Annotated in this window: 23 protein-coding genes; 1 reads left to right on the top strand and 22 read right to left on the bottom strand. The window is 59.0% G+C overall.

Translation table 11 applies throughout. The annotated features are described in order from the left end of the window. Positions 1 to 8: 8 nt before the first annotated feature. The 22 genes from sctF to AC06G5_RS08830 form a co-directional block, all read right to left on the bottom strand. On the bottom strand, positions 9 to 269 hold the full coding sequence (gene sctF, locus AC06G5_RS08935) for a type III secretion system needle filament subunit SctF (RefSeq protein WP_413422075.1): 261 nt from the start codon (positions 267 to 269) through the stop codon (positions 9 to 11). Between the two features lie 10 nt (positions 270 to 279). Continuing rightward, positions 280 to 1452 (bottom strand): PrgH/EprH family type III secretion apparatus protein, encoded by a 1173-nt coding sequence (locus AC06G5_RS08930; RefSeq protein ID WP_480459256.1) that lies wholly within the window; start codon positions 1450 to 1452, stop codon positions 280 to 282. Positions 1453 to 1570: 118 nt separating this feature from the next. Then, on the bottom strand, positions 1571 to 2017 hold the full coding sequence (locus tag AC06G5_RS08925; RefSeq protein WP_413422071.1) for a transglycosylase SLT domain-containing protein: 447 nt from the start codon (positions 2015 to 2017) through the stop codon (positions 1571 to 1573). Next, complete coding sequence (locus AC06G5_RS08920) at positions 2014 to 3648, bottom strand: winged helix-turn-helix domain-containing protein (protein ID WP_413422069.1); 1635 nt, start codon at positions 3646 to 3648, stop codon at positions 2014 to 2016. Before AC06G5_RS08920 ends, AC06G5_RS08925 begins: the two co-directional genes overlap by 4 nt. A 190-nt stretch (positions 3649 to 3838) precedes the next feature. Next, positions 3839 to 4123, bottom strand: coding sequence for an acyl carrier protein (locus AC06G5_RS08915; protein WP_413422067.1), 285 nt, complete (start codon positions 4121 to 4123; stop codon positions 3839 to 3841). A gap of 105 nt (positions 4124 to 4228) precedes the next feature. Continuing rightward, positions 4229 to 5218, bottom strand: coding sequence for an IpaD/SipD/SspD family type III secretion system needle tip protein (locus AC06G5_RS08910; protein WP_413422065.1), 990 nt, complete (start codon positions 5216 to 5218; stop codon positions 4229 to 4231). A gap of 13 nt (positions 5219 to 5231) precedes the next feature. After that, a complete protein-coding gene (locus tag AC06G5_RS08905; RefSeq protein ID WP_413422063.1) occupies positions 5232 to 6338 on the bottom strand; it encodes an IpaC/SipC family type III secretion system effector in 1107 nt (368 codons plus the stop codon). A gap of 24 nt (positions 6339 to 6362) precedes the next feature. After that, positions 6363 to 8132, bottom strand: a complete 1770-nt coding sequence (gene sctE, locus AC06G5_RS08900; RefSeq protein WP_480459255.1) for a type III secretion system translocon subunit SseC family protein — start codon at positions 8130 to 8132, stop codon at positions 6363 to 6365. A 2-nt stretch (positions 8133 to 8134) separates the two neighbouring features. Then, the gene (gene sicA, locus AC06G5_RS08895; protein WP_413422059.1) at positions 8135 to 8617 is read right to left on the bottom strand and encodes a type III secretion system translocator chaperone SicA; all 483 of its coding nucleotides are present in this window, start codon (positions 8615 to 8617) and stop codon (positions 8135 to 8137) included. 232 nt (positions 8618 to 8849) lie between these two features. Then, positions 8850 to 9884: an EscU/YscU/HrcU family type III secretion system export apparatus switch protein gene (locus AC06G5_RS08890; RefSeq protein WP_480459254.1), complete on the bottom strand. Its 1035-nt coding sequence runs from the start codon at positions 9882 to 9884 to the stop codon at positions 8850 to 8852. After that, positions 9859 to 10665, bottom strand: coding sequence for a type III secretion system export apparatus subunit SctT (sctT, locus tag AC06G5_RS08885; RefSeq protein ID WP_413705381.1), 807 nt, complete (start codon positions 10663 to 10665; stop codon positions 9859 to 9861). The genes AC06G5_RS08890 and sctT overlap by 26 nt, the downstream gene beginning before the upstream one ends. 4 nt (positions 10666 to 10669) lie before the next feature. Further along, on the bottom strand, positions 10670 to 10924 hold the full coding sequence (locus AC06G5_RS08880) for an EscS/YscS/HrcS family type III secretion system export apparatus protein (protein WP_128607088.1): 255 nt from the start codon (positions 10922 to 10924) through the stop codon (positions 10670 to 10672). A gap of 8 nt (positions 10925 to 10932) precedes the next feature. Then, positions 10933 to 11592, bottom strand: a complete 660-nt coding sequence (locus AC06G5_RS08875; RefSeq protein WP_413422053.1) for an EscR/YscR/HrcR family type III secretion system export apparatus protein — start codon at positions 11590 to 11592, stop codon at positions 10933 to 10935. Next, a complete protein-coding gene (locus tag AC06G5_RS08870) occupies positions 11585 to 12508 on the bottom strand; it encodes a FliM/FliN family flagellar motor switch protein (protein WP_413422051.1) in 924 nt (307 codons plus the stop codon). Before AC06G5_RS08870 ends, AC06G5_RS08875 begins: the two co-directional genes overlap by 8 nt. Continuing rightward, on the bottom strand, positions 12505 to 13437 hold the full coding sequence (locus AC06G5_RS08865) for a SpaN/EivJ family type III secretion system needle length determinant (protein WP_413705383.1): 933 nt from the start codon (positions 13435 to 13437) through the stop codon (positions 12505 to 12507). Before AC06G5_RS08865 ends, AC06G5_RS08870 begins: the two co-directional genes overlap by 4 nt. After that, the gene (locus AC06G5_RS08860) at positions 13434 to 13889 is read right to left on the bottom strand and encodes a type III secretion protein (protein WP_413422047.1); all 456 of its coding nucleotides are present in this window, start codon (positions 13887 to 13889) and stop codon (positions 13434 to 13436) included. Before AC06G5_RS08860 ends, AC06G5_RS08865 begins: the two co-directional genes overlap by 4 nt. After that, positions 13873 to 15159: a type III secretion system ATPase SctN gene (gene sctN, locus AC06G5_RS08855; RefSeq protein WP_413422045.1), complete on the bottom strand. Its 1287-nt coding sequence runs from the start codon at positions 15157 to 15159 to the stop codon at positions 13873 to 13875. The genes AC06G5_RS08860 and sctN overlap by 17 nt, the downstream gene beginning before the upstream one ends. Then, positions 15156 to 15563: an InvB/SpaK family type III secretion system chaperone gene (locus AC06G5_RS08850; protein ID WP_480459253.1), complete on the bottom strand. Its 408-nt coding sequence runs from the start codon at positions 15561 to 15563 to the stop codon at positions 15156 to 15158. Before AC06G5_RS08850 ends, sctN begins: the two co-directional genes overlap by 4 nt. A 13-nt stretch (positions 15564 to 15576) precedes the next feature. Then, positions 15577 to 17628, bottom strand: coding sequence for an EscV/YscV/HrcV family type III secretion system export apparatus protein (locus AC06G5_RS08845; RefSeq protein WP_480459252.1), 2052 nt, complete (start codon positions 17626 to 17628; stop codon positions 15577 to 15579). 23 nt (positions 17629 to 17651) lie between these two features. Continuing rightward, positions 17652 to 18758 (bottom strand): type III secretion system gatekeeper subunit SctW, encoded by a 1107-nt coding sequence (sctW, locus tag AC06G5_RS08840; RefSeq protein ID WP_480459251.1) that lies wholly within the window; start codon positions 18756 to 18758, stop codon positions 17652 to 17654. After that, entirely contained in the window at positions 18755 to 20407 is a 1653-nt protein-coding gene (gene sctC, locus AC06G5_RS08835; RefSeq protein WP_413422037.1) for a type III secretion system outer membrane ring subunit SctC, read from the bottom strand. Before sctC ends, sctW begins: the two co-directional genes overlap by 4 nt. A 4-nt stretch (positions 20408 to 20411) precedes the next feature. Next, complete coding sequence (locus AC06G5_RS08830; RefSeq protein WP_413422095.1) at positions 20412 to 21197, bottom strand: helix-turn-helix domain-containing protein; 786 nt, start codon at positions 21195 to 21197, stop codon at positions 20412 to 20414. A gap of 174 nt (positions 21198 to 21371) precedes the next feature. Here AC06G5_RS08830 and AC06G5_RS08825 point away from each other — a divergent pair, with 174 nt between their 5' ends. After that, on the top strand, positions 21372 to 22583 hold the full coding sequence (locus AC06G5_RS08825; RefSeq protein WP_413422035.1) for a CmpA/NrtA family ABC transporter substrate-binding protein: 1212 nt from the start codon (positions 21372 to 21374) through the stop codon (positions 22581 to 22583). Positions 22584 to 22587 lie beyond the last annotated feature (4 nt).

Raw genomic sequence — 22587 nt, 5'->3', positions numbered from 1 at the left:
AGAAAGCGTCAGCGAGCCGCCTGGATGATCGCCATGTCGATGTCCTTGAAGCCCTTGATCGTGTTCGTCTGGGCGTTCCGGAATACCGTGTAGGAGGAAAATGCGGCCTGATAGGCGGCCAGCAGACCGGGGTCCGATGCATCCTTCTTCAAGTCTTCCAACGCTTTGTCCAGCGCGGTCTTGAGGGAGGCGGCACCGTTTTCGAACGCTGCGGCCTGACGCCCGAGAAAGTCATCGGGAAAGTCTATGGGTCTACCGATCTCAGCCATGAATCACCTTTCAGTGTTGTGTTGGAAAATGCCAGGATGACGAGGTCATCTTGATGTAGCCCTGCGGGCCGGTTAGAAACGATTTGCCCTTGAGCGTGTCGTCCTTGAGCTCGACAGCGAAATGCACGAAGCGATTACCCCACTGTCGGTAAAAATCGTCGATGTATTGGCGAGCGGCGGCCAGTTCGGAATCCTGCAAGTTGCCGGTCACTGCAAAGGTGACGCTGTCACCCTGCTCGACCCGGCTATAGCCCAGTGAAAGGCGTTGCAAGCCGTCCTGCGCCAGATCGCTGAGCAGGTGGTCATCCTGTACCTGCACCGCGATATCCCGGGCATAAGGGGCAGCTGCCAGCAGCGCATCGAGCAGTGCTTTTTGCTTTTGGGGCGTCAGCAGATTGCGTTGAGCGCTCAGCAACAGTCGCGGTACCGACGGGTCCTTGAGATCGAGGGAGTGCCAGGCGAGTTGCGGATCATGGTCGACCAACAGCTGCTCCAGTCGACGACGTTCCTGGTCGATCACCAGCACCTTGCCGCTCAGCGTGTTGTGGCGCATCAATACCTGCCGGCTCCAGCCGGCATCGCGCTCGGAAGTCACAAATACATAGACCGAATCATCACGACCGGGCAGCACCTCCACCTGCGCACTGGCACCTGCGATCAGCGCGCGAACATCGGTTTCAGGCGTCGGTTCCGGGACCGACCAGATGCCGACCAAGGCGACCAGCACAGCCAGCACCAGGCCGCTGGCGGCCCATCGCGTCAAAGGGGAGCGCCACCACACGACAGTGGCTGTATCGGATGAAATACTGTGGGGCGGTCGCAGCACTTCAGGCACCCAGGATTGATTCCCGGGACGCAAGGCAATCTGCAGTTCGCCGACCTGCACCCTGGTTTGAAAGTCGCAGTGGCGTATTTCGGCTGACTCGTTGAGCAGCCGCAGCGAAAGGCCATCCGTCGTGACTTGATCCGTCAGCACCTCAAAATTGCAGCCCCCCTGATCCAGGGGGATGAAGATGGCATCCGCCGGAACGCTGGCAGTCAATGCCCCCTCCCCCAGCAGATCCACCGCCCCCACCACGAACAAGGTGGTGGTTTCGCCCAGGGGGAATTCGCAGCCTTGCAGCGGACCGTTGAGTATCCGTAACACGCAGGGTCGCGAGGTGGGGGCCGCCAGGACAGTCACCGTTCAAGCTCCAGAGCTGTGAAATGAGTGGCCATGGTAGAAAGGCTGGCGGCAGGGTTCCTGATCGAATTCTGCCGATTACACCCTGAAGAGCATCAGAATCCCCCAGCCAACCGTCTCAAGTTGCCGTGATGACCTGATAACGCTTCCAGACCTTGCGTGCGTAGCGAAGACGCGCGGCTTGCATGCGGGGTGAGTTGCCGGCGTTGTAGGCGCCCACCGCTGTCCAGTTGTAACCATAACGGGCGACAAAACCGGCCAGCACCGACGCACCGACCTCGACCGAGAGGCAAGGCTCATCCAGCAGCCGCTGTTCGGTGATGCCCTGTGCATTCAATCGGGGAAAATGGCTGCTGTTGATCTGCATCAGCCCGATGTCCCGTGTGCCGTCCTTGTTATGGTTGATTGCACCTGGCTGCAGGCCTGATTCGACATCGGCAATCGCCCGGAGCAGTTCGGGTTCGATTGCATGCTGCTCCCCTGCTCGACTCCAGCACCAGGCATGGGCCTGATCCGCGCCAAGACACACCAGCACGATCAACCCGTTGATCATGCGCAGCCTCATGCCAGACGCCGTCCTTTATCGAACGCCGGCCGATCCTGTAATGGAACAGCCGGGGGCGACACCGGATGGCAAACGTCTGTCGAGCGCAGCAAGGATTGCCAGAGTGGCGCAATAACTGCCCCACCCTGCCCCTCGCCAATGGCTGGAGACTTCATCAGGCGCATCCAGTTTGCATACTGGTTGCGGGCGATAAGTGGATTGCCTCCGAATAGCACACTCCAGGCTGCCAGCCCCTGCTCACCGACAGCGCTTTCAACCAGACCGGCTTGTTCGAGTTCATGCCAGGCTACCGCATGCTGACCGAAGTACGCCAACACCAGTGCATGCAGAATCATCGACAGAGGATTGCCCCCTTTACCTTGCTGCAGGGCCCGACGCGCCATGAGCACGGCTTCGGTGGCGCCTTGTGAAAGCGCGATACGCACGCGCAAGACCTGCGCCCTTACGCAATCCGGATCATGATGCAGGCACTTGTCGATACTCTGTGCCGCCAGCTCATTGCGCCGCCAGAACCAGTGATGCCACGCATGAAAGTAATGCACGTCAGCCTGGTCGGCAGTCAGGAGACAACGTCGAAAAAGCGCCTGCGCCGCCTGTTCGCAACCGCGAAGACTGGTGAGCAGCGCCAGGCGAGTCAAAGCCGGAATGCTGCCAGGGTCCAGTGCCAATGCATTGGAAATCGCCGTATGAGCCTCTTCCACCGCTCGTCCCTGATAACAAAGACCGATCATCGCCTGCCCCAGCCACACATCCGCCAAACCACACCAGGGCGGCGCATACCCGGCATCGAATTTCAGGCACTGTCGAAACTGCACCAGGGCATCGCGCAGGCTTTGCGGCGTGTGCTGTTGCAAGCTGCACAAGCCACTGAGATAAGCCACGGCGGCTGGGTACGAAGCACAAGAGTCACCAACGGGACGCAGCCCTGGAGTACGTTGCGCAACCAGACAGGCCAATGTGCCAAGCGCCTCTGCGAGGTCACAGGCGTCCAGTGTCTGACCATGCAATAGAGTGTGATCGCTGCCACGGATCAACTCGACCGACCACAGTTGTTCACTCGTGCCGGTGCAGCGCCCACTCAGGCAGTAGTCCGCGGAGAACTGCTCAACCAACGAGCGCACATCGACTGGTTGTCTGCAGGCCGCCATCAATCCCGAGGGGATGATATGCAATGCCCCGCCGAATACAGTGGTCAACTGACGGATCATTACATCCTGCAGATCCAGCGCTGAAGTCTCGTCCAGATTTCGTAATGGCAGAACGGCCAGCGAAGGTGATGCGGTCTTCGCCTGGTTCGGCGCGTCGAGCTCGACAACCGGACAGGTGAATCGATAACCCTGGCCGTACACTGTTGCAATAAAATCCCTGTTCTCCCTGAGCAACTTGCGCAAGGCGTAAATACAACGAGTCAACGACTCCTCCGCGGCATCCATCCCGGGCCATACCTGATCCAGCAAAAGATCCTTGCTGACCACCGAACCCGCCGACTTCAGCAGCAGACGCAATACGTTCAACTCCTTGGGTGGGATGTGAACTCCTTGTCCATCTCGCATCAGCGTTCCATCGCTTTGCAATTGCCAGTGTTTAAAAACAAATGATTTCACCGGCGTTCGATCAGCTGCACTGTCCATACTCTGAGACATCTCTATAGAAAGGTACTGAAGCGCAATTGAGCCTGTGGGTGGTCAGGCTCAAGATGACAAGCTGCGCGACTATAGAAAGTTGAGCGGGACTAATCCGTAGGACTTAGCTATTGAAATCAAATGTTTTTCCGGAAAGCGTTGTAGGAATTTTCGTTACATTGATTAACAGCACATCAATTTACAGGCTGCTTTTATCTGGGTCATTGAAACCACCCATACCCTTCACCGAAAAACAAACATCCTTGACCGTCCTCCACGTCCCGACATCAGCCTCAGACAGTTCAATACCGAACGTTTCATTCAGCGCCATCACGATTTCGACCAGACTTATGGAGTCCACACACAAATCCTCCAGCAACCGCGAATCGATCTGAATTTTTCGTCGGCCCGCAGGAAAGTAATCCGACAACACCTTGATTACCTTGCTTTCAACTTCAAAAGCATTACTCAAATCATTCGACATTCTTTATCCAGTGCAGTGAGAAGCAGGCGTAAGGCGAGTTCAGACGAACCGTGACACCCGCTTCATGAGAGTGAAAACTTCTTGATTACGCTATTTTCATACGCATCAAAAATTCAACATAGCCTTCAACATGTCGGAAAACTGATTGAGATGCGAAGACAAAGTCTTGTTGAAATTGTCATGATAAGAGTTGGCGTTCGAATACTTCTGCGTGAAGGACTGCAGCATGTTTTTCATGCGTTCCTCCTGGGCATTGAAACCGGTTTGCCAGGCCTGGAATTTCGCGGTATCCCAAGTAATCCAATAAACATTGGGTGGCAGGCTGTTCATCATCGTATTCAGCGGCCCGAGGTCCATGACCACGCTGAACGTGCCGTCCCCGTTATTGTGAAGGCAGGTGGCAGGCAGGCCTAACGCCTTGAGCCATTTTTCTGCTTCCTCCCTGGTAGCGCCTGCCATGCCTGGAGCGGGAAACAATACTGCCGCCGGATTTGGAGGTGAGTACTTTCCAATCAGCGCATGCAACGCGTGCCTGATGTCGCCCGCATTTATCTTGACCTCTTTACCTTCGTTCGCGCCTTCAATCCAGTCCTTTAACTTTGCAGTTATCTCCGCGTTGAAGTCCTTAAAGAACTCCGAGTAAGCCGCGATGATATGTTCATAACCGGCCAGATAACCGTTCTTGATCAGGTCGATCAGTTCAAGCAGCTTATCGAAAAAATCATTCGATGATTTCACGCCAGCTTCGAAATCGTCCACAATCTCAGCCGGCACGGGCATCTTTTGCAGGCTGTGCTCGAAGAGTTTCTGCCGCTGTTCCGCAGAAAGCGTTTGCAAGCAATGAGTGATCAGTGCGCCGTACTGCTCAACTTGCTGCGCGCCCATCTGCGACCGCACCTGAAATTTGTCCGGTTGGGCTTTAAGAAGATTTTCAAGGCTACGATTGAGCGTTTTAGTCGAGCTTTCGAGCAACCCCGCCAAGGCAGAAGCGGTATTGACGTCTCGAAGCATTTCAGCAGGTACGGATGTTTCAGTGCCCACGTTGAAATCTGCCGGTGGTTTAAGCGCTGACAGCGTGGTTTTCGTAATGATCATGCTGTTCCCCTGCTCAAGCACTTATGGCGCGAATGACTTCAGCGCGCGATTGAAACAGCTGCATCACCATCTCCATCAGCTTTTGCAACAGCGCCGCCTCGGCCGAATCTTTCTGCCCGACTTCATCGCTCAAACTCTTCTGGGTGTTCTGCGCACTTTGCTGCAAGACCTCCTGCTCACGTGCAGCGTGCTCGGCCATGCGCACCATGCCGGACACCACCTGGCTCATGCTCATCGACATTGCGTTGAGCGCACGACCAATTTCCAGCTTCTTCTCAATGCCCTTTCCGCCCATCTGGCTCAACCAGTCCGAGGTCTGCCCGACTTTCTGCGCCTTGAGCATTTCCCCGTCGAACCAGGCTTGTTCTTGAGGTGTCAGCGTGGAGCCCTTGGGTTTGAAATCGACTGAGGTGGTGCGGCCAAAATCATCGAAGGTCTTGATCTTGTAGGTGGTTTGCGGGTTCCAGTCATCGCGGTTTCGGTCACGCCTGAGGTCGCGTTCGACGTTGCCGGCGTCCAGGGAGTTGCGCTTGTGCAGGTTGATGTCCGCATGCTTCAGCCCTAGCCCCTGGAACGTCTTGACCATGGCGAAGCCGGCGATGGCACCGGAAACCACGGCGGCGGTGATGGCACTGTTGAGCGCGGCCCTGCCCGACTCGACAATGGCGGCGCCCTGGGACTTGGCGGCGTCGGCGGCCATGACGCTGAAATGCCCGCGCAGTTGCGCATTGGCTACCCGCGCGATGTTCAGTGCGATGATGGCGGCAACCAGTACACTCGCGTGTTTTTCCCAGGCGCCGGGGTCGAACATCAGATCGTTCCTGACTTTATCGTCGAGCAAACTCATGCCCCCTGCAAAGTCTTGCCAATCGGAATCGGAGGGCTGGTAGGCATTAATGGTGTTTTTGAGCGCCTCGGCAGTAACCGCCGTGGGTTGAGTGTCATGGAGCACTTGCACTCCCACGACCTGGTCGATCAACGCCGAATCCGAAAGGCGTTTGTCATTGCGATCTTTTGAAAACCGTTCCTGGGTAATCAATTCGCTCAGGCCGGCATCGTTGGCCAGATCGTGAATGAATACCGCAGGCGAGGTGCTGCCAACAGGGCTGGATCCGCTCATTAGAAACTCCTTTTATCCATATGCTCAAACGTGCCGTGCGATATGCAGGCTCACGGAATGACTGCGCTGCAAATCGGCAAACACCTGCTCGACCTGACGGGTTCTGTCCTGCATCGCATTGCCGTAATCCTCGACCAGTCGGGTCAGGTAGGACGTGATTTCCTCGCTGATCGCCATGCGCACCTTCACATCAGCCAAATGCACGGCAGCCTGGGCCTGGTGTGCGCCACTCCTGATCTGCAATCCGCCCTGCACCGCCACATTGCTGAACTCGGTGAAGGCCTGAGCGATCTCAAGGTTGGCGGCGTAACGGGCGAGTGTCACAGGGTCGGCGCCACTGGTGATGAAGCTGCGCAGTTGGGTCAGCATCTGGGTCAGCGAGTTGCCCACCGATGTAGCCAATTGCCGGGCTGCCTGCATCGCCGCCGGTGCCGCCTGGGCAATGACCGAAGCCAGTTTCGAAGCGACGGCGCTGACCATGGGGCCGATCACCTGCACCCCGACGACGGCCACCAGCGCAACGGCAGCCAGGGTTGCGGCGATGCCCTGGATCATGCCGGCGATTTGTGCAATGTCCTTCGCCGTTTCCTCATCGACGCCAACAGCCAACAGCAACTTGATGTAGAGCTCGGTGAACAACTTGATGGCTTCCTGCATCACGGTGGTCAGCGGTTTCATGGCTTCGGCCATGAACGACTTTCCGGTCGCTTCCTTGACCACCGCATCGGAAATCATGATCGCCGCACCGATCACGCCCACGGCGATAAGCACCGGGTTGGCGGTCAGCACGCCGGCAACGATGGTCGCCACGGCCAAAACGGCGCCGACGATCGCGCCGATGCAGCCCATGGTCTTTTGCAACGCCTCGGCCTTGCGGACTTCCTCCAGATACTTTTCCGATTCAAGTTTCATGTGCTCCTGAAGCCTGGCCTGCAACTCCTGGAACAGCTCCTGACTGAGTTCCTCCTTGTTCTGCGCGGACTCCCCCAACAGCTCGATGATTTTCAGTCGGTTCAACAGCGCCAGCGCGCTGCTGCTCAACGTCTTTTCATGGGACTCCTTGATGGAGGAACCGCCGAGACCGGCCTCCTGTGCTTTCGCGGCTACCACGGCCAGGGTTTTGGCACAGGCATTGGCGATCTCGATCAGTTTCAGGTGAGCATTGGTGGCTTTTTGAAACGTCTGGATATGGTCCGCCAACTCGCCTTTGAGCTGGTCACGATGCGCCAGCTCGCTCGCATATTCCGGTGACTCCGGATCAAGTTCGGCCAGGCGGGCTTCGCTTTCCTCCAGCAGGCCCTGAAAATGCTGAACACGCTCGCGCAGTTTCTCGAGTTTTTCCTGGCTGCCGCCGATGGCCTCCTCGGCTGTCGCCAATGCCTCGACCGCAGCGGCATATTCGGCAGCCAGTTTTTCATGCCCCTGTTGTTTAGCGCCGGCCATGCTTTGCAACATCGCAAGGCGATTCTTCAGCTTGTTGACATCGACCTCACCAATCAGCTCGCTGATCATCGCCATCAACAACGTGAACAGATCACCGTTGGCTTCCTGTTTATTACCGTCAGCACGGGGCGGTGGCGCATGCAGCACTGGTCTTCCCGCGCCACTTGGGGATGTGCCGTGCTGACCTTCGTAATTCATCGACATCAGGCGAGCCAGCGCCTCCTGGCCGGCTTTCTGAAAGTCCACCGTCCTGGCAGCTTCGGCGGCGGCCTTGCCATATTTTTCAAAAGCGTCAGTTCGACTCAATGCCCCCTGAAATGCCGGATTGAAAGTGCTTCTGATTTCACTCATGTTCAGTCCTCCGAACAGTCCTTTTCAATTTGACTCAAGGTGTCGAGATACACCTGAGCCTGCTTGCGCAGATCATCTTCCGAGGCCTGCTCAAGCACATGTTCGAAACACAACCTGGCTTTTCCGACCTTACCCAGCGCCAGATGACACTGGCCGGTGTAGAACATCGGCCGCCAGTCGTTCTTGCCCTGGGCAAAGGCGATCGCATACAGGTCGATCGCTTTCTGATGGTTCTGCTTGAGCTGGTGTACCGCGGCCAACCCCATCCAGTAATGGCTGTTGTAAAAGTCGTAGATGCACAGGAAGTGAAAGAACTTCTCGGCGTCGTCCAGCCGGCCCTGCTCATAAAACTGGTGAGCAAAGGCATACAGGCTGTTCATCTGCTCATCGCTGATGCCCTGCACATCCTTCAACGGCGCGCCTGCGAGCACCGCATCCACCACTTCAAGGGCGACCTGTTCATCTTCTTTGTTGTTGCGACTCATCAGCCACACTCCTGAAAAAACGTCAGCGCTGCTGACCAATGCATTGAGCCAAAGCGCTGGCGAAGGCGCTGCCAAATTGCGCTCATGCCAACGCCGGGATGGATAACGACCCCTGCCCCCCTGTAGGAGCGAGCTCGCTCGCGAAAAACCAGAGGGCGCCGTTGGGTGTCAGTTTTTTGCGCGTTATCGTTCACGACCATCGCGAGCTAGCTCGCTCCTACAAGGATCGGGGTCAGGCTTGTTCGACCTGTTCGAGCCAGATCAACAGGCGCAGCACTTCTTCGATTTCCTGCACCTGGAGGAAGCTGTAGCGCTGGTGGGTCTTGAAGATCCGCCGGGCCAGCGCGATATCGTTGATCACCGGCACACCGACCTCCTTGGCATACGCTCGAACGGCCAGGGCGCGCTGGTTGGTTTCCATCAGGGAGATGAACGGCAGCACGGTGATTTCCGGGCGGAAATACACGCCGATGGCAATGTGGGTCGGGTTGGCGATGATCATCCGCGAGCTGCGCACGTCGGATTTGACCTGTTCCGACAGCAATTCCCGATGCAGGTCACGACGACGTCCCTTGATTTCCGGATTGCCGTCCTGCTCCTTGTGTTCGCGCTTGACCGAGTCCTTGTCCATCATCTGATCTTTCATGAACAGCCAATACTCGCTGAGCGCATCGAGCACCACGATCAACAGGACACAGGCCAGAAACACCAACACCAGCACCAGCAGCAAATGCCCCCAGATGGCGAACAGATCCGGTGCCTGGGCAAACAGTTGGGCGAACAGCAATTGCCGCTGCGTGACCCAGACGATCCACAGCGCCAGGGCAAAACTGCCCAGATACAACAGCGCTTTGACCGTGTCCTTGACCGTGCGCAGGCTGAACAGTTTCTTGAAGCCATTGATCGGGTTCAACGCACCCAGGTTCAGCTTCAAGGCTTCGCTGGCCAGGGCAAAACCGCTTTGCAGCAACGCGGGCAATGCACTGGTCAGGACACATACCAGCAACAGCGGCAGCAGCGCCTTGAGCCCCACGACCACCAGCATCGCCGAGTAATTTTTTAGGTCGACGTCGAAGTCACTGGCGATGATGCGTCGATAGACTTCCATGATTTCAATCAGCGAACTGTTGAACACCATGTAGCTGATGCCGCACAGGGTCAGGCAGGTGACCACCAGGTCCTTGGCCTTGAACGTCTGCCCCTTGCGCGACGCATCCCGCAGGCGCTTGGCTGTCGGCTTCTCAGTCTTCGAGGCGCTGGACGACATCGACCGCCTCCCCGTCGGCACCCAGATAATGCTCCAGCGCCTGGGACTTCATTCCCATGCGCAGCACTTCGTCCGGCAGGTGCACGGCGAAATACAGCATCAACACCACCAATGCCACCAGGCTCTTGACCGTCAACGACACCGAGAATGCGTTCATCTGCGGCGCATACCGCGACAGCAAGCCGAGCAACGCTTCGCTGATCAACAGAGTGGCCACCACCGGCGCGCTGATCACCAGTGTCTTGCTCACCAGCGCATCCAACAGGCTCAGGATCGGTTGCAGGTACAGCTCGCAGCCGTTAGCCGGCGCACAGATCCGGTAACTGTGGCCGACGGTCTCAAGCATCAACAGCATGCCGCCGCCTTCGAGATACACCGCGGCGGCGAACAACTGGAGGAAGTTCGCCAGTTCCGAAGTGTCGACACCGTTCGCCGGGTCCACAGTGCTGCTGAGCATCGCCCCGCGCTGATTGTCGATCAGGTTGCCCATGGCGTGCAGTACCCAGAACGGCCAGCACAGCAGGCATCCCAGCAATACACCAATCCCCGCCTCGCGCAGCAACAGACCAAAGAACGCCAGCCCGTCGAGGGCAGGTAATGGCACACCAACGTAGGCCCAGAACCCCAGCGCTACCAACACAATGACCGCTTGACGCGCAGCGCCAGTGAGCACGCTGCTGTTGAGAAACGGCAGCATGAAAAAAATCGGCGCCAGCCGTGCAACGCCCAGAATCGCCGCGGCGAACAACGCGTACAGATCGAAAAACAAGGTCACCGACATCGGCCTAGCCCAACGCCAGACGCATGACTTCACGACTGAAATCGAGCAGGGTTTCGCCATACCAGCCCGAGAGCAGAAACAGGCACGCCGCAACCGCCAGCAGCTTGAAACCAAATGGCAGCGTCTGCTCCTGCAACTGGGTCACGGTCTGAATCAACCCGACCACCAGGCCGACCACCGTGGCGACAATGATCGGCCAGGCCACCATCAACAGAATCAGGTACAGGGTCTTGTTGCCGGCATAGACCAGATCGTTCATGGCCGCCCCTACGCCAGCAAGGTCAGGTATTGCTTGACCAGCCCGGTCGACAGCAATGCCCAGCCGTCCAGGGCGACAAACAACACCAGTTTGATCGGCACCGAAATGATCACCGGGCTCATCATCATCATGCCCAGCGCCAGCAGGATGCTGGAGATGACCAGGTCGACAATCACGAACGGCAAATACAGATAGAAGCCGATCTTGAACGCGCTTTTGATTTCACTCAGCGCATAGGCTGGCAGCAATGCAAACAACGAGGGGGTGAGTTCTTCATCGGCAGGCAGACCGGCTTCGTGTTCATCCTGCACCGTTTGGGCCCGCTCGAAGAACAGCGCCAGTTCAGGGTCGGTGTACTTGCGCAGGTAGTCCTTGTAGCCGCCCAAACCATTCTCGGCAAAATTCACCACTGACTCGATATCGGTGAACGCCACCGCCTCTGCCTTGTAATAGCCATACCCCTGCTTCATCACTGGCGTCATGACGAAAACCGCCAGCATCAGGGCAATCGCATTGAGGGCCATGTTCGACGGCACTTGCTGTAATCCCAAGGCGTTGCGCACGATAACGAAGACGATGGAAAACTTGATGTAGCAGGTGCCTGCCGCTACCAGAAACGGCAGCAAGGACGCGAATGCCAACAGCGCGATCAGCGAGACGTCATTCATCGCGGGGTTTCCGATAGACCTCGAGCAATTCGACGCCCAACTGTTCGTCCAGTTGCACCAGTTCCCCACGGGCAACTCGCTTGCCATTGGCGCGAATCTCGATTTGCCGTGCGGCATCGTCAGCCAGCGGGATCAGTTGTCCGTCGATGATCTGCGACAGCGTGGCCAGGTCGATTTCATGGGTAGCGAGCAGGAACTCCAGGCGTACCGGCAGAGTATCAAGGCCGGCCTCTGAACGGGGTTCCGGCATGTTCTGTTGATGGGCATCGGCCACGGTCGATTGCATGAGTATTCCCTCTTCGGTAAACGTGAAAACGCCGAGGCATCGATCCGTCAGCCAACATTGTTGAGTGCGCTGAATGATCCGCAGGACATCGCCCTCGTTCAGTCGGATCTGGCGCGCAACGCTCAGGTGACTGACACCCAGCATCAGCTCCAGACGCAGCGGCAAATCACTCAGCCACGAGTTGGCCCCCCGGGTTTCATGAACGACGCGTGCGCAGGGCAATTGCGTAAACCACACTCGCCCCAGAGGCGTGTCGAGCCACGGCAAGTCGTGGGTTGGCAGTTCGTTGGGGACGACACAATCGACATCGGCCATCTCCCGGTAGTGCAACTCCTCCACTCCCGGCAGCAAGGGTTGTGGTACCGCTCGAAACAACCCGGCGATACTCGCCACCGAGCACTCGACCGCCAACAGCGACTGTAATTGGGGGAGCGAGTGATGCAGCCAGTCGCGGGCGACGATCAGCCCCCGCCAGCCACCGTCATTACCCCGTGCGCGAAAACCTAGATAGCCGGGCAGCTTTGGCAGCCGACCCGCCCCTGCACAGTGACCGGCACACCGCCAGCGTTGAACCGCCTGCAGGTGGGCATGCGCCTGGGCGTCGACCCTGCGCAGTTTCAACGCGCTCATGCCGGAAGCCCGGGATCTTCGGCCTGCTCGTCGTCCGGCGCCTGGTGGGAGCCCTGACGCTGTTGCTCGCCGCCGCTGTCTGTCAGCCGCCAGGCAGGCTCGCGAACCTGCTCGAAGGGCACCTTGATTTGCTCGAACACCAAGGCATTGCTCGGGCTGAGCTGCAGGTTCCGGGTGGGTTCGTCTGGCACGCGGCTAATGGTCACTTGTCCGCTGGCAGTGCCTTTGTTGAACGGTACCTGCAGCAAACTCCGGTCCGAACCCGACAGGGTTTCAAGCGTTACGTCGAGCGCTGGCAGCGGTTGCAGTGTCGCAGGTGGAAGGATGGAAAGTCGTGCAACCCACGGCACCTGGCGCGGGGTTGGATGGCTCGACAAGGCTTCGGGCAATGGCCCATCGAAGGTGGGTACCGACGGTGCACTGGAATTGGCAGCACGCTCGACTGACAGTGATTCGACGGTGCTCGATGGGCGCTCGATCAACACCGGCTCAACCGCGATCGATGGACGCCCGATCAATGCCGGTTCAACCGAACTCGAAGTTGGCGGATTCAAGTGCGGTGACGCTGTGACCCGATTGATGGGGGAAGCAGCAGCTGCCATTGATTGCGGCAACAAATGGTTTATCGGCTTGCCGTACAACGGGCTCGCTTGTGGATAAGACGTCGCCACCCGGGCAGTCGATCGTACCTCGTCGCGCTCGAGATCCGTCGCCTGGGCGATGGCCATCGATTGTCGAGACCCTGTGCGCCCCGTTTCGATCACGGGGCGATGACGCAGGATCAAGGTCGCCATAAGCTCCAGTACACCTTGCGGCAGCTCCTCCTCTTGCTCAGATACAAGCATGTCTCGCAGCTCATCCATGGAGCCTTCGGTGACGGGGTCCAGGGCCTGAACCGGCAGAAGTGAAATGACAGATACATCTTTCATCGCTGAACTCCGCTCATTTCTTCTGTCTCTCGCTCTTCCCGGCGCACCCGCTCAAGTCGTTGCTCACGCAACAGCTGCTGGACACACCGCTCGTACTTGTCGTGTTTGCGCTGCAGAAAACGCAGTTGCTCGCGCTGCTCATTCAATGTTTTCTCGACCTGTCGGCACTGCTGATCCACACGATCTAGCTCGACCCGCAACAGATCGATCTGCCGACGGATCACGGCCTGCCTGCGCAGCAGCGCCAACAGCTGCCCGTGATCCAGCACACAGTCGTTGGCGCGATGACTGGCCAGCAGACTTTGCAGCGCAGCTTCCTGCCCTTCGAAATCGACCCGCTCCTTTAGCAGCGGCTGCAATTGCTGTTGCGTACGCAGTACGGCCCGCTCGCCACGCTGGCGACGAAACAGACTGAACGCCAACAAACGCTGCCGATCAGGCAATGAGTTCATGCAAGCTCCGTACGGTTTCTTCCGGTTCACAACATTCTTGCGTGGGTTGACGCAGCCACCGGGTGAGGGCCTCGCGGTGCTGCAGCGCGTGGTCATTGGCGGCATCGGCGCCTTGGGTGTACTCGCCCATATCGAGGAAAATCTGCAGCTGCTCAAGTCGCGTCAGCATTTCCCGGGTCGCCGCCGCCAGTTGCTGTACCTCGGGCGGGGTGACTTGCGTCGCCACGCGGCTGACGCTGCGCAAGACATCGATCGCCGGGTAGTGACCTTTGGCCGCCAGGGCACGACTGAGGTACACATGGCCGTCAAGAATGGAACGGATCTCCTCGGCGATCGGGTCCGGCTCATCGTCACTTTCCAGCAAGACCGTGTACCAGGCCGTAATGCTGCCGGAAGCGGTCACACCGGGTCGCTCCAGCAAGCGTGGCAAGGCATCGAACACCGAGGCCGGATACCCCCGCCGCGCCGGTGCTTCACCGGCCGCCAGGGCCAGGTCGCGTCGAGCCCGGGCGTAGCGTGTCAACGAGTCGAGCAACAACACCACGCGCCGACCCTGGTCACGAAAATACTCGGCGATGGCCGTGGCCTGCAGGGCCGAGTTGCAACGATCCACCGACGAAAAATCCGAAGTGGCATACACCACCACACAACGGGAGCGCTTTTCGGACTGGCGCAAATGCTCGATGAATTCGGTCACTTCGCGCCCGCGTTCGCCAATCAGGCCGATGACAAATACATCGGCGTCAGTGTGGTTGATCAACATGTTGATCAAGGTGGTTTTGCCGGAACCGGCAGCGGCAAAAATGCCGATGCGCTGACCGACACCGCAGGTCAGCAAGCCGTCGATGACACGAATGCCGGTGCGCAGCGGCTGCGCCACCGGGCGCCGCTGCTGGTACGACGGCGGGTCGGCATCCACGGGATAGTCCTGTTGAGCCACCGCCGTTGACGGCGCCAGGCGCTCGACGATGACGCCCCGGGGATCGACCACGCTGCCGAGCAAGGCGTCGCTGCAGGTCAATTGCAGTGTCGCGCCCGTGGGCACAATCATCGACTCCCTGGACAAGCCTTTCGCATCGCCGAGCAAACTGAGCAACACAGCACCGGGCTTGAAGCCAATGACCTGCGCCCTGGCCGCAATATCAGGCAAGCGCCAATGCCGACGCACTTCACAGACCTCGCCGATCACCACGTTGCCCAGCGCCGCTTCAACCAAGGGACCGCTCAGTCGCAAAGGATGGGCAGCGGTTCTCTCCAGTCGCCCGCTCACAGACGCAGAATGCCGTACAGCTCTTCGAGCACCACCACAAAATGGTCCAGGGCCTGGGCGAAATGGCTGGCATCACTGAGGGCGTGTTCGTTGCACATCAACCGCAACTCGAGCTGCCCTTCTACCTCGCACAGGTGCAACTGCCCACTGTGGGACCAGGGGCAACCCTGCAGTAAAATCTGCAACAACGCAGCGGCGCTATGGCCCAATTGTGCAGGCCCGATCTCCATGACTGCGGCCCAGACCCATATATCCCCGTCCACGTCCCCGACGTTGACATCGGGCAGATCCCTCATTTGCATTTCAATCGTGCTGTGACTGTCAAAATGTCCGATCTGGCTGTCCTTGCAGCCGCTGTGGCGCAGTGCTTCGCGCAACAGGTCAGCGATATCCATTGGCATCATTTACAGGTTTTCCTTACAGCGTTTTGATGACATTGACCGAGACCGTTTCGGAAACTTCGCCGAACGACATCACGTCCAGCTCCCTGAACCGTCCCTCGATCAGCTTCTTGATGTAGCGCCGCACATCGACCGAACACAGCAGCACCATGTCCTTGTGGGCGATGTGCACACTGTCCAGACCGACAGACAGTCGGTCCATCAGCTCCTCCGACTCGGCCGGTTCCAGGTTGATGAAACTGCCGCCCGACGTTTGTCGAATCCCTCGTCGCACCACCTCTTCGAACTCCGCCGACAACAACAGCACACGCAGGTCATTGCCCTGGGCAAACTTGTTGCTGATGTAGCGGGCCATCGCGCCGCGGACGTGCTCGACCAGTGCCAGTACGTCCTTTTCCCGCGACGCCCAATGGGCCAGCGACTCGAGAACTAGCTTCATGTTGCGCACTGAAATGCGCTCGCCGATCAACCGCTGCAGCACCTCGGCGATCTTCTGCACCGTGACGTGGCGATACACTTCCTTGAGCAGATCGGGGTAGCGCGCTTCCATTTCGTCGAGCAGTTGCTTGGTTTCCTGCACGCCAAAAAACTCCTGGATATTGCGCGCCAGCAGCGTGACCAGGCAGCGATAGCATTCCTCGTCCGCCGCACGCAGGTGATACCCCAACTGCTGCACCCGCTCCCTGTCGGCCGCGTTGACCCAGATTCCGCCCAGGCGATTGCTGTCATTGCCACGCACCAGGGCAATGCCCAGGGGCTCCAGCTCCGGCGAGTAGTCGAGCAGACGCCATTGATCGAAATGGATGTCGAACTGTTCGGCGCGTACTTCATTGATCAATACCGCCACTTGATGGGCCGGCAACGCCTCGCTGGGGCGAATCTGCGGTTCGGGAATGCGCAACCCGTAGTCGACGAAAAACTGGCTGCGAAAACGTGCGGCCCAGCGGGCCTTGCTCAACTCTTCCAACCGCGCCGTGGGCACCAGCAACATCAAGGCGACGGTTTCGGTGGCAATGTTGTCAATGTCGTCGAGCAGACCCGATCCGCTCTGCATGGCATCCCCCTGGGCAGAGGTCGGGCGGTTTTCATTTGTACTTTCACCTCGGGAAGCCTTGCGCTGCCGGACGAACACCACCAGTGCCAGGACGGCGGCAATAGGCAGGAAAGTCAGCAACGGAAACCCGGGCAGCAGGCCGACACCCACCGCCAGCAGCGCCGTCACCCCCAGCACGAACGGATGCCCCAGCATCTGCGCGAGCATGTTGCGCCCCAGGTTGGCGTCATCGCCGTTGACACGAGTGACGATGAAACCGGCACCGATGGCGATCAGCAGTGCGGGAATCTGCGCCACCAAACCATCGCCAATGGTCAACAGGGTGTAGGTCGACAAGGCTGTGGACATGTCCATGCCCATTTGCCCGACGCCGATGGCCATGCCGCCAATGAAGTTGACGAAGATAATGATGATGCCGGCGATCGCATCGCCCTTGATGAACTTCATCGCGCCGTCGAACGAGCCATACAACTGGCTTTCGCGCTCCAGCACGCTGCGTTTTTCCCTGGCTTCCTCGGCAGTGATGGCGCCGGCCTTGAGGTCACCGTCGATGCTCATCTGCTTGCCCGGCATGCCGTCCAGCGAGAAGCGCGCCGCGACTTCGGCCACCCGCTCCGAGCCCTTGGTGATCACGATGAACTGGACAATGGTGACGATGGAAAAAATCACGAAGCCCACCACCAGGCTTTCGCCGATCACGAACTCACCGAAGGACGCGATGATCTCCCCCGCATCGGCCTGACTGAGAATCAGCCGGCTGGTGCTGATCGACAGCGCCAGGCGAAACAGCGTGGTCAACAGCAGCAAGGCCGGAAACGTCGAAAAGCTGAGGATGCGTTCGATGTAGAACGAGCCCATGAACACCAGCAGCGAGATGACGATGTTCAGGCCGATGAGAAAATCCACCAGCACTGTCGGCAGGGGAATGATCAGCATGGCGATGATCATCACCATCAGCGTCAGGATCAGCAGCTCCGGGCGCGCGCCGACGTTGCGCAAAAACACATTGAGCATGGCAGGTCAGTTCCGGGAAAAAGTCATGAGCCACCACCGCGGCGTCGCTGCTCAATACATTCGTGGGCATAGGCGATGTCAGCCAGTCGGGTGAACTGCTGTGCCAGACGCACCGGCGCCTCTTCATCGGCAAACAGCGGTGTCGGCAGTTGCAGGCTGAGCCGGCGCACCGTTTGTAGAACGGTCGAGCGTTCACGGTGCGGACTCAACAGCACGCCCTCGCCCAATGCGCCGAGCAGCAGCTGATCTAGCTCATCGGGGTAGGCCAACAGGCCGAACAGGAACACCAGCCAGTCAGGCTCGTGGGGGTTGTGCCGGCAGATGAGAGCATCACCGAGCAGGCGGCCGATGAACAGCTCATCGGCTGAACGCAGGCACTTCAGCTCGTTCACCCTGACCAGCAGTTGGCCGAACTCTGCGCGCGAGCAACTGGGATCCTGGGCACTGATGTCGGTGAGCAACGCCGCTTCGATGAAGGCCAGCACGCTCATGCGTTGGTGTGGACCGTACAGCGCGATCCAGCCCTGGTAGCAACTGAGCGGACCTTGGTCCGACTCGAGAAAATCGCGGTACGTCTCACGCAACAGGCCTGCGTGCACCGCCATGCCTTTACCGAACATCCGGGCTTTCAGGGCGGCGTTGATCCCGGCGTTCATGCGCTTGGGGGAGCCCTGGGCAACCACCGTCTGCAACAGCGTTTCGAGTCGCCGACGAGTGCCTGTCTCGAGTTTCCTGCGGCGCAACAGTTCTCGTAGCACCAATGCCAGGTCGCTGTCATCGGCGAACAGTTTTCGCGCCATTTGCAACAGCCAGGTGACGGATTTATCGGTCAACCGGGCAAGGTTGAGTATCTGTCGCGCCTTGGGCACGGTGTCGTCGTCCAGGACCCTTTCGAAGTTATCGGTCAGGGTGTCGGACTTGAGTTCGAAATGCCGACGACCACGGAACTGCGCCAGTGCCGCGGACATTTCATCGCTGCTGTGTACAAAGCGCTGGACGGTGGCGGTCGTACCGCTGTCGTCGAGATCGATATCGGCATCTGCCTGCGGCTGTGGATGCTCAGCAGCTTTCTCGGTATTAAGCCTCGCCTGGGCGGCTCGCCCTCCGGTGGAAATCGGTGGCAGGATCATTTTATGGCTGCCCGAAAATAGGCACGGCGCACACGCTCATGCTGCTCCGGGCTCAGCAACTGCGTGGCCGGTTCAGTCGTGGCGGGTTGCAGTACGTCGACAATCTCCTTGGGTTGAATCAGGAACACCCGCACCGTATTGGCCGAGCGATTCTGCCGATAGCTGAACAAGCGTCCGACCCACGGAATCGAACCCAGTACCGGGATCCGGCCGACTTGCTCGCTGTTGTCATCGCGGGTGAAACCGCCCACCAACAGACTCTTGCCCTGAGGCACCCGCGCCACCGTGCTGATCCGTGTGCGGCCGACCGTCGGCAATGTGCCAGGCTGCTTGCCCTGATCCGGTTTTTCGACCTCGTTGCCGTCCTCGATATTGAGCGACATCTCGACCTCGTCCGCCTGGGCGAAACGGGGCAGTACACTGACCAGCGTGCCGTAGGTGACGTGCTGCAAATCGACACTGCGCTCGCCCACCAGCGGGGCATAAAACGTGCGGTTGTTGTCGAAGATCGCCGGTACGTTTTCCTGGGTGAGGATGACCGGTCGCGAGACCACGTTGGCCCGGTTGGTGCGCTCCAGCGCCATGACCTGGGTCACGAACGACAGGCCATCGAGGGTGGTCGCCGAGCCGGCATTGAGCGATGCAGCGAATTTCCCCGACCTCAACGCACCTTGCCAGTTGATGCCCAGTTGATTGAGTTCATCCTTGTGCAAATCAATGATCCACAACGACAGTTCCACGTGTCGTTTCGGCGTGTCCAGCGCACTCACCAGGTTCTCGATAAAGCGCACTTGCTCCGGCAACCCCTTGACCAGCAAGGCGTTGGTGTCCGGGTATGCCACTACCCGAATGTTTCCGGCAGCCATGTCTCGCGCAATGATCCGCGGCGCTGCCGGGTCCTGATCCGCAGGGTTGGTTGCCAGGCCTTCCAGGGGAAACGCCGGCATCAATCCCTGTGGACGCGGCGCAGGAACTTGCGCCACCGACGGCTCGAACTCGCGCGTCTCACCGCGCAACAGATCCTCGATCACGGTGGCCAGCCCGGGGATGGTCACCTTGTCATCGCGCAGTTCGTACTTACGGTCGCTGACAAAGGTGTTCCGTACCTGAATGACACCGATCTGCTGCTTGCCCAGCAACAGTTCCGAGCGCTGGTTATCCATCATCCCGGCCGCTTGCACAACCAGATCGACATACATCGGCGGCCCCGACACATGGAAAGTACGCAGACCGTCATGACGCAACGGATAACGGGCATCGTGCAATCCGGAGCGCTCCAGGAACGCCTGCAGCCTGGCCACGGTCAGGGTTTGCAGCGAGACCATGGAGCTTTTGATTTCCGGGGCGTCATACAGATAAATCGCCTGACCGTCGCTGTACCAGATCAAGCCCATTTGCGAGGCGACGCGCTCAAAGGTTCGTTGCGGCACGAGCAGATCGAACGTACCGGAGATCCGCTTGATCGCAGCAGCCTTGCTGACGATCACCGGCTTGCCCAGTGATCCGGACAGCTCGCTGAAAAAGGTGCGTGCGCTCTGTTCACGGGCCTCGAAACTGAAAACATCGGCCTGCGCGGCAAAGGGTGCGAGCAGGAACACGCCACTTAAGCAGATGGGCAAAAGGGATATGGACAACGATCGGCGGTTCATCGACTCACTTGCCTGGAAGGTAGGTAATGTCGGCCAGGCTGCTGGGGGCAAAGCCCACCAGTTCACGGATTTCCTTGGAGAAATGCGAAGAAGAGGCAAAACCGAACTCCAGCGCCACATCCGTCAGGGAGCCGTCCTGCAGACTCATGTTCAGCAGTGCCTGGGCCGTCCGCCAGCCACGCAAGGCAGGCTTGGCTGCCGTGCCCAGCGCCTGTTGGCACAGTCGACGAAAATGCGACACGGAAACGCCATAACGCTGCGCCAGGATGCTCAACTTTTCGCTGTGGGTGCCCTGCTCCAGCAGGAAACGCACAAGTCCGTAACTCTCGGTATGACGCAGCACGCTGGCAAAGGCTTGATAAGCCAAACCACCGGTCATGGCCTGTTCGATATACCAGCGCTCAAGCGCTCTCTCGGACTGAACGGTTTGATGCGCCACCGGCAATGCCGCCCAGGGAGCCTGGTTGAGTCGTTGATCGTTCAGCGCGTTCCCCAGATCGATGAACACTTGCAGTTTCACCAGTGCTGCTTGCGGAATTGGCAAGACCTGCACACTGCCGCGCACCTCAAATACTCCGTTCATCGCAATCAGCCCTTCCCAGCCGACCTGCAGGTGGCAGGCCGATGCGCACCGTTGCGAAACCAGATGTACAGGGGATTCGCTGACGCACAGATGCAGCACCCGCCCGCTGAAACGGGCATCAGGGAAACCTGGTGCGCCTGGTGATTCGATGTGCACGCCAACCTCCTTCACAGCCTGACGATCAGGAGTCGGCAGGATGAAAGAGATGGCGCGTTGAATCCTGATGGAAAGCTGATGAAGCCCGGACTGGCATATGCCTTGCACCATTCAAGGCACCAGCACCCATGCCAACGACGGAATGTGTGCAAAGACAATGGCGTCGTCCCCGGCCTGCTCATGCACGGACCGGTGACGACGTTTTTTTTGCAAGGTGAACGCGCGATGAACGAACCGTCAGCCGGCCCTCTGGCCTGGGTCAATGGCAGCGATGCCCCGGAAAAAACCGAAATCAATCTCGGCTTCATGGCCCTGAGCGACTGCGCCTCGGTGGTTGTCGCCGCCACCCAGGGCTTCGCCCAACCCCACGGCTTGACCCTGAACCTCAAGCGCCAGTCGTCCTGGGCCAACCTTCGAGACAAGCTGGTCAGCGGCGAACTCGATGCAGCCCACAGCCTCTACGGTCTGGTCTACGCCGTTCACTTGGGCATCGGTGGTGTGGCCGCGACCGATATGGCCGTGTTGATGGGCCTGAATCAGAACGGCCAGAGCATCAATCTGTCCCGCGGCTTGCAGGCGCTGGGAGTGACCAGTCCTGAGGCATTGGATCGGCACGTGCACCAAACTCGCTCAAAACTCACCTTCGCCCAGACTTTTCCAACCGGCACCCATGCCATGTGGCTGTATTACTGGCTCGCCAGCCAGGGCATTCACCCGCTGCAGGATGTCGACAGCGTGGTGGTGCCGCCGCCACAAATGGTCGCGCACCTGCAAGCAGGGCGCATCGACGGTTTATGTGTCGGTGAGCCCTGGTCCGCCAGCGCAGTGCAACAGGGTCTTGGTTTCACGATGGCGACCACCCAGACCCTCTGGCCCGATCACCCGGAAAAGGTCCTGGGCTGCACCCGCGCCTTCGTCGAGCAATACCCCAACACTGCCCGCGCGTTGGTGATGGCGATTCTGGAGGCCAGTCGCTTCATCGAAGAAAGCAGCGAAAATCGTCGCAGCACCGCGCAATTGCTCAGTGCAGCGCAATACCTCGATGCACCACTGGAATGCATCGAGCCGCGCCTGCTGGGCGACTATGCCGATGGTCTGGGCAATCGCTGGCAAGACCCGCACGCCCTGCGCTTCCATGGTGAAGGCGAGGTCAATCTGCCGCATCTGTCCGATGGCATGTGGTTCATGACCCAATTCCGTCGCTGGGGTTTGTTGCGCGACGACCCGGATTACCTGGCCGTGGCCCGTCAAGTCCAGCAACTAGACTTATATCGTGAAGCGGCCAGCGCTGTAGGTGTCGCGGCACTGGGTAAGGAGATGCGCAGCAGTCAGTTGATCGACGGCAAAATCTGGGACGGCTCGGACCCGGCCGGCTATGCCCGCAGTTTCAAACTGCACGCCCTGAGCGACAGCTCAACCCTTTTTGCCAGCCGCTGACAGG

This window comes from Pseudomonas sp. WT-JTC (assembly GCF_056711565.1).
This window is presented reverse-complemented; position numbering and strand designations above follow the sequence as displayed.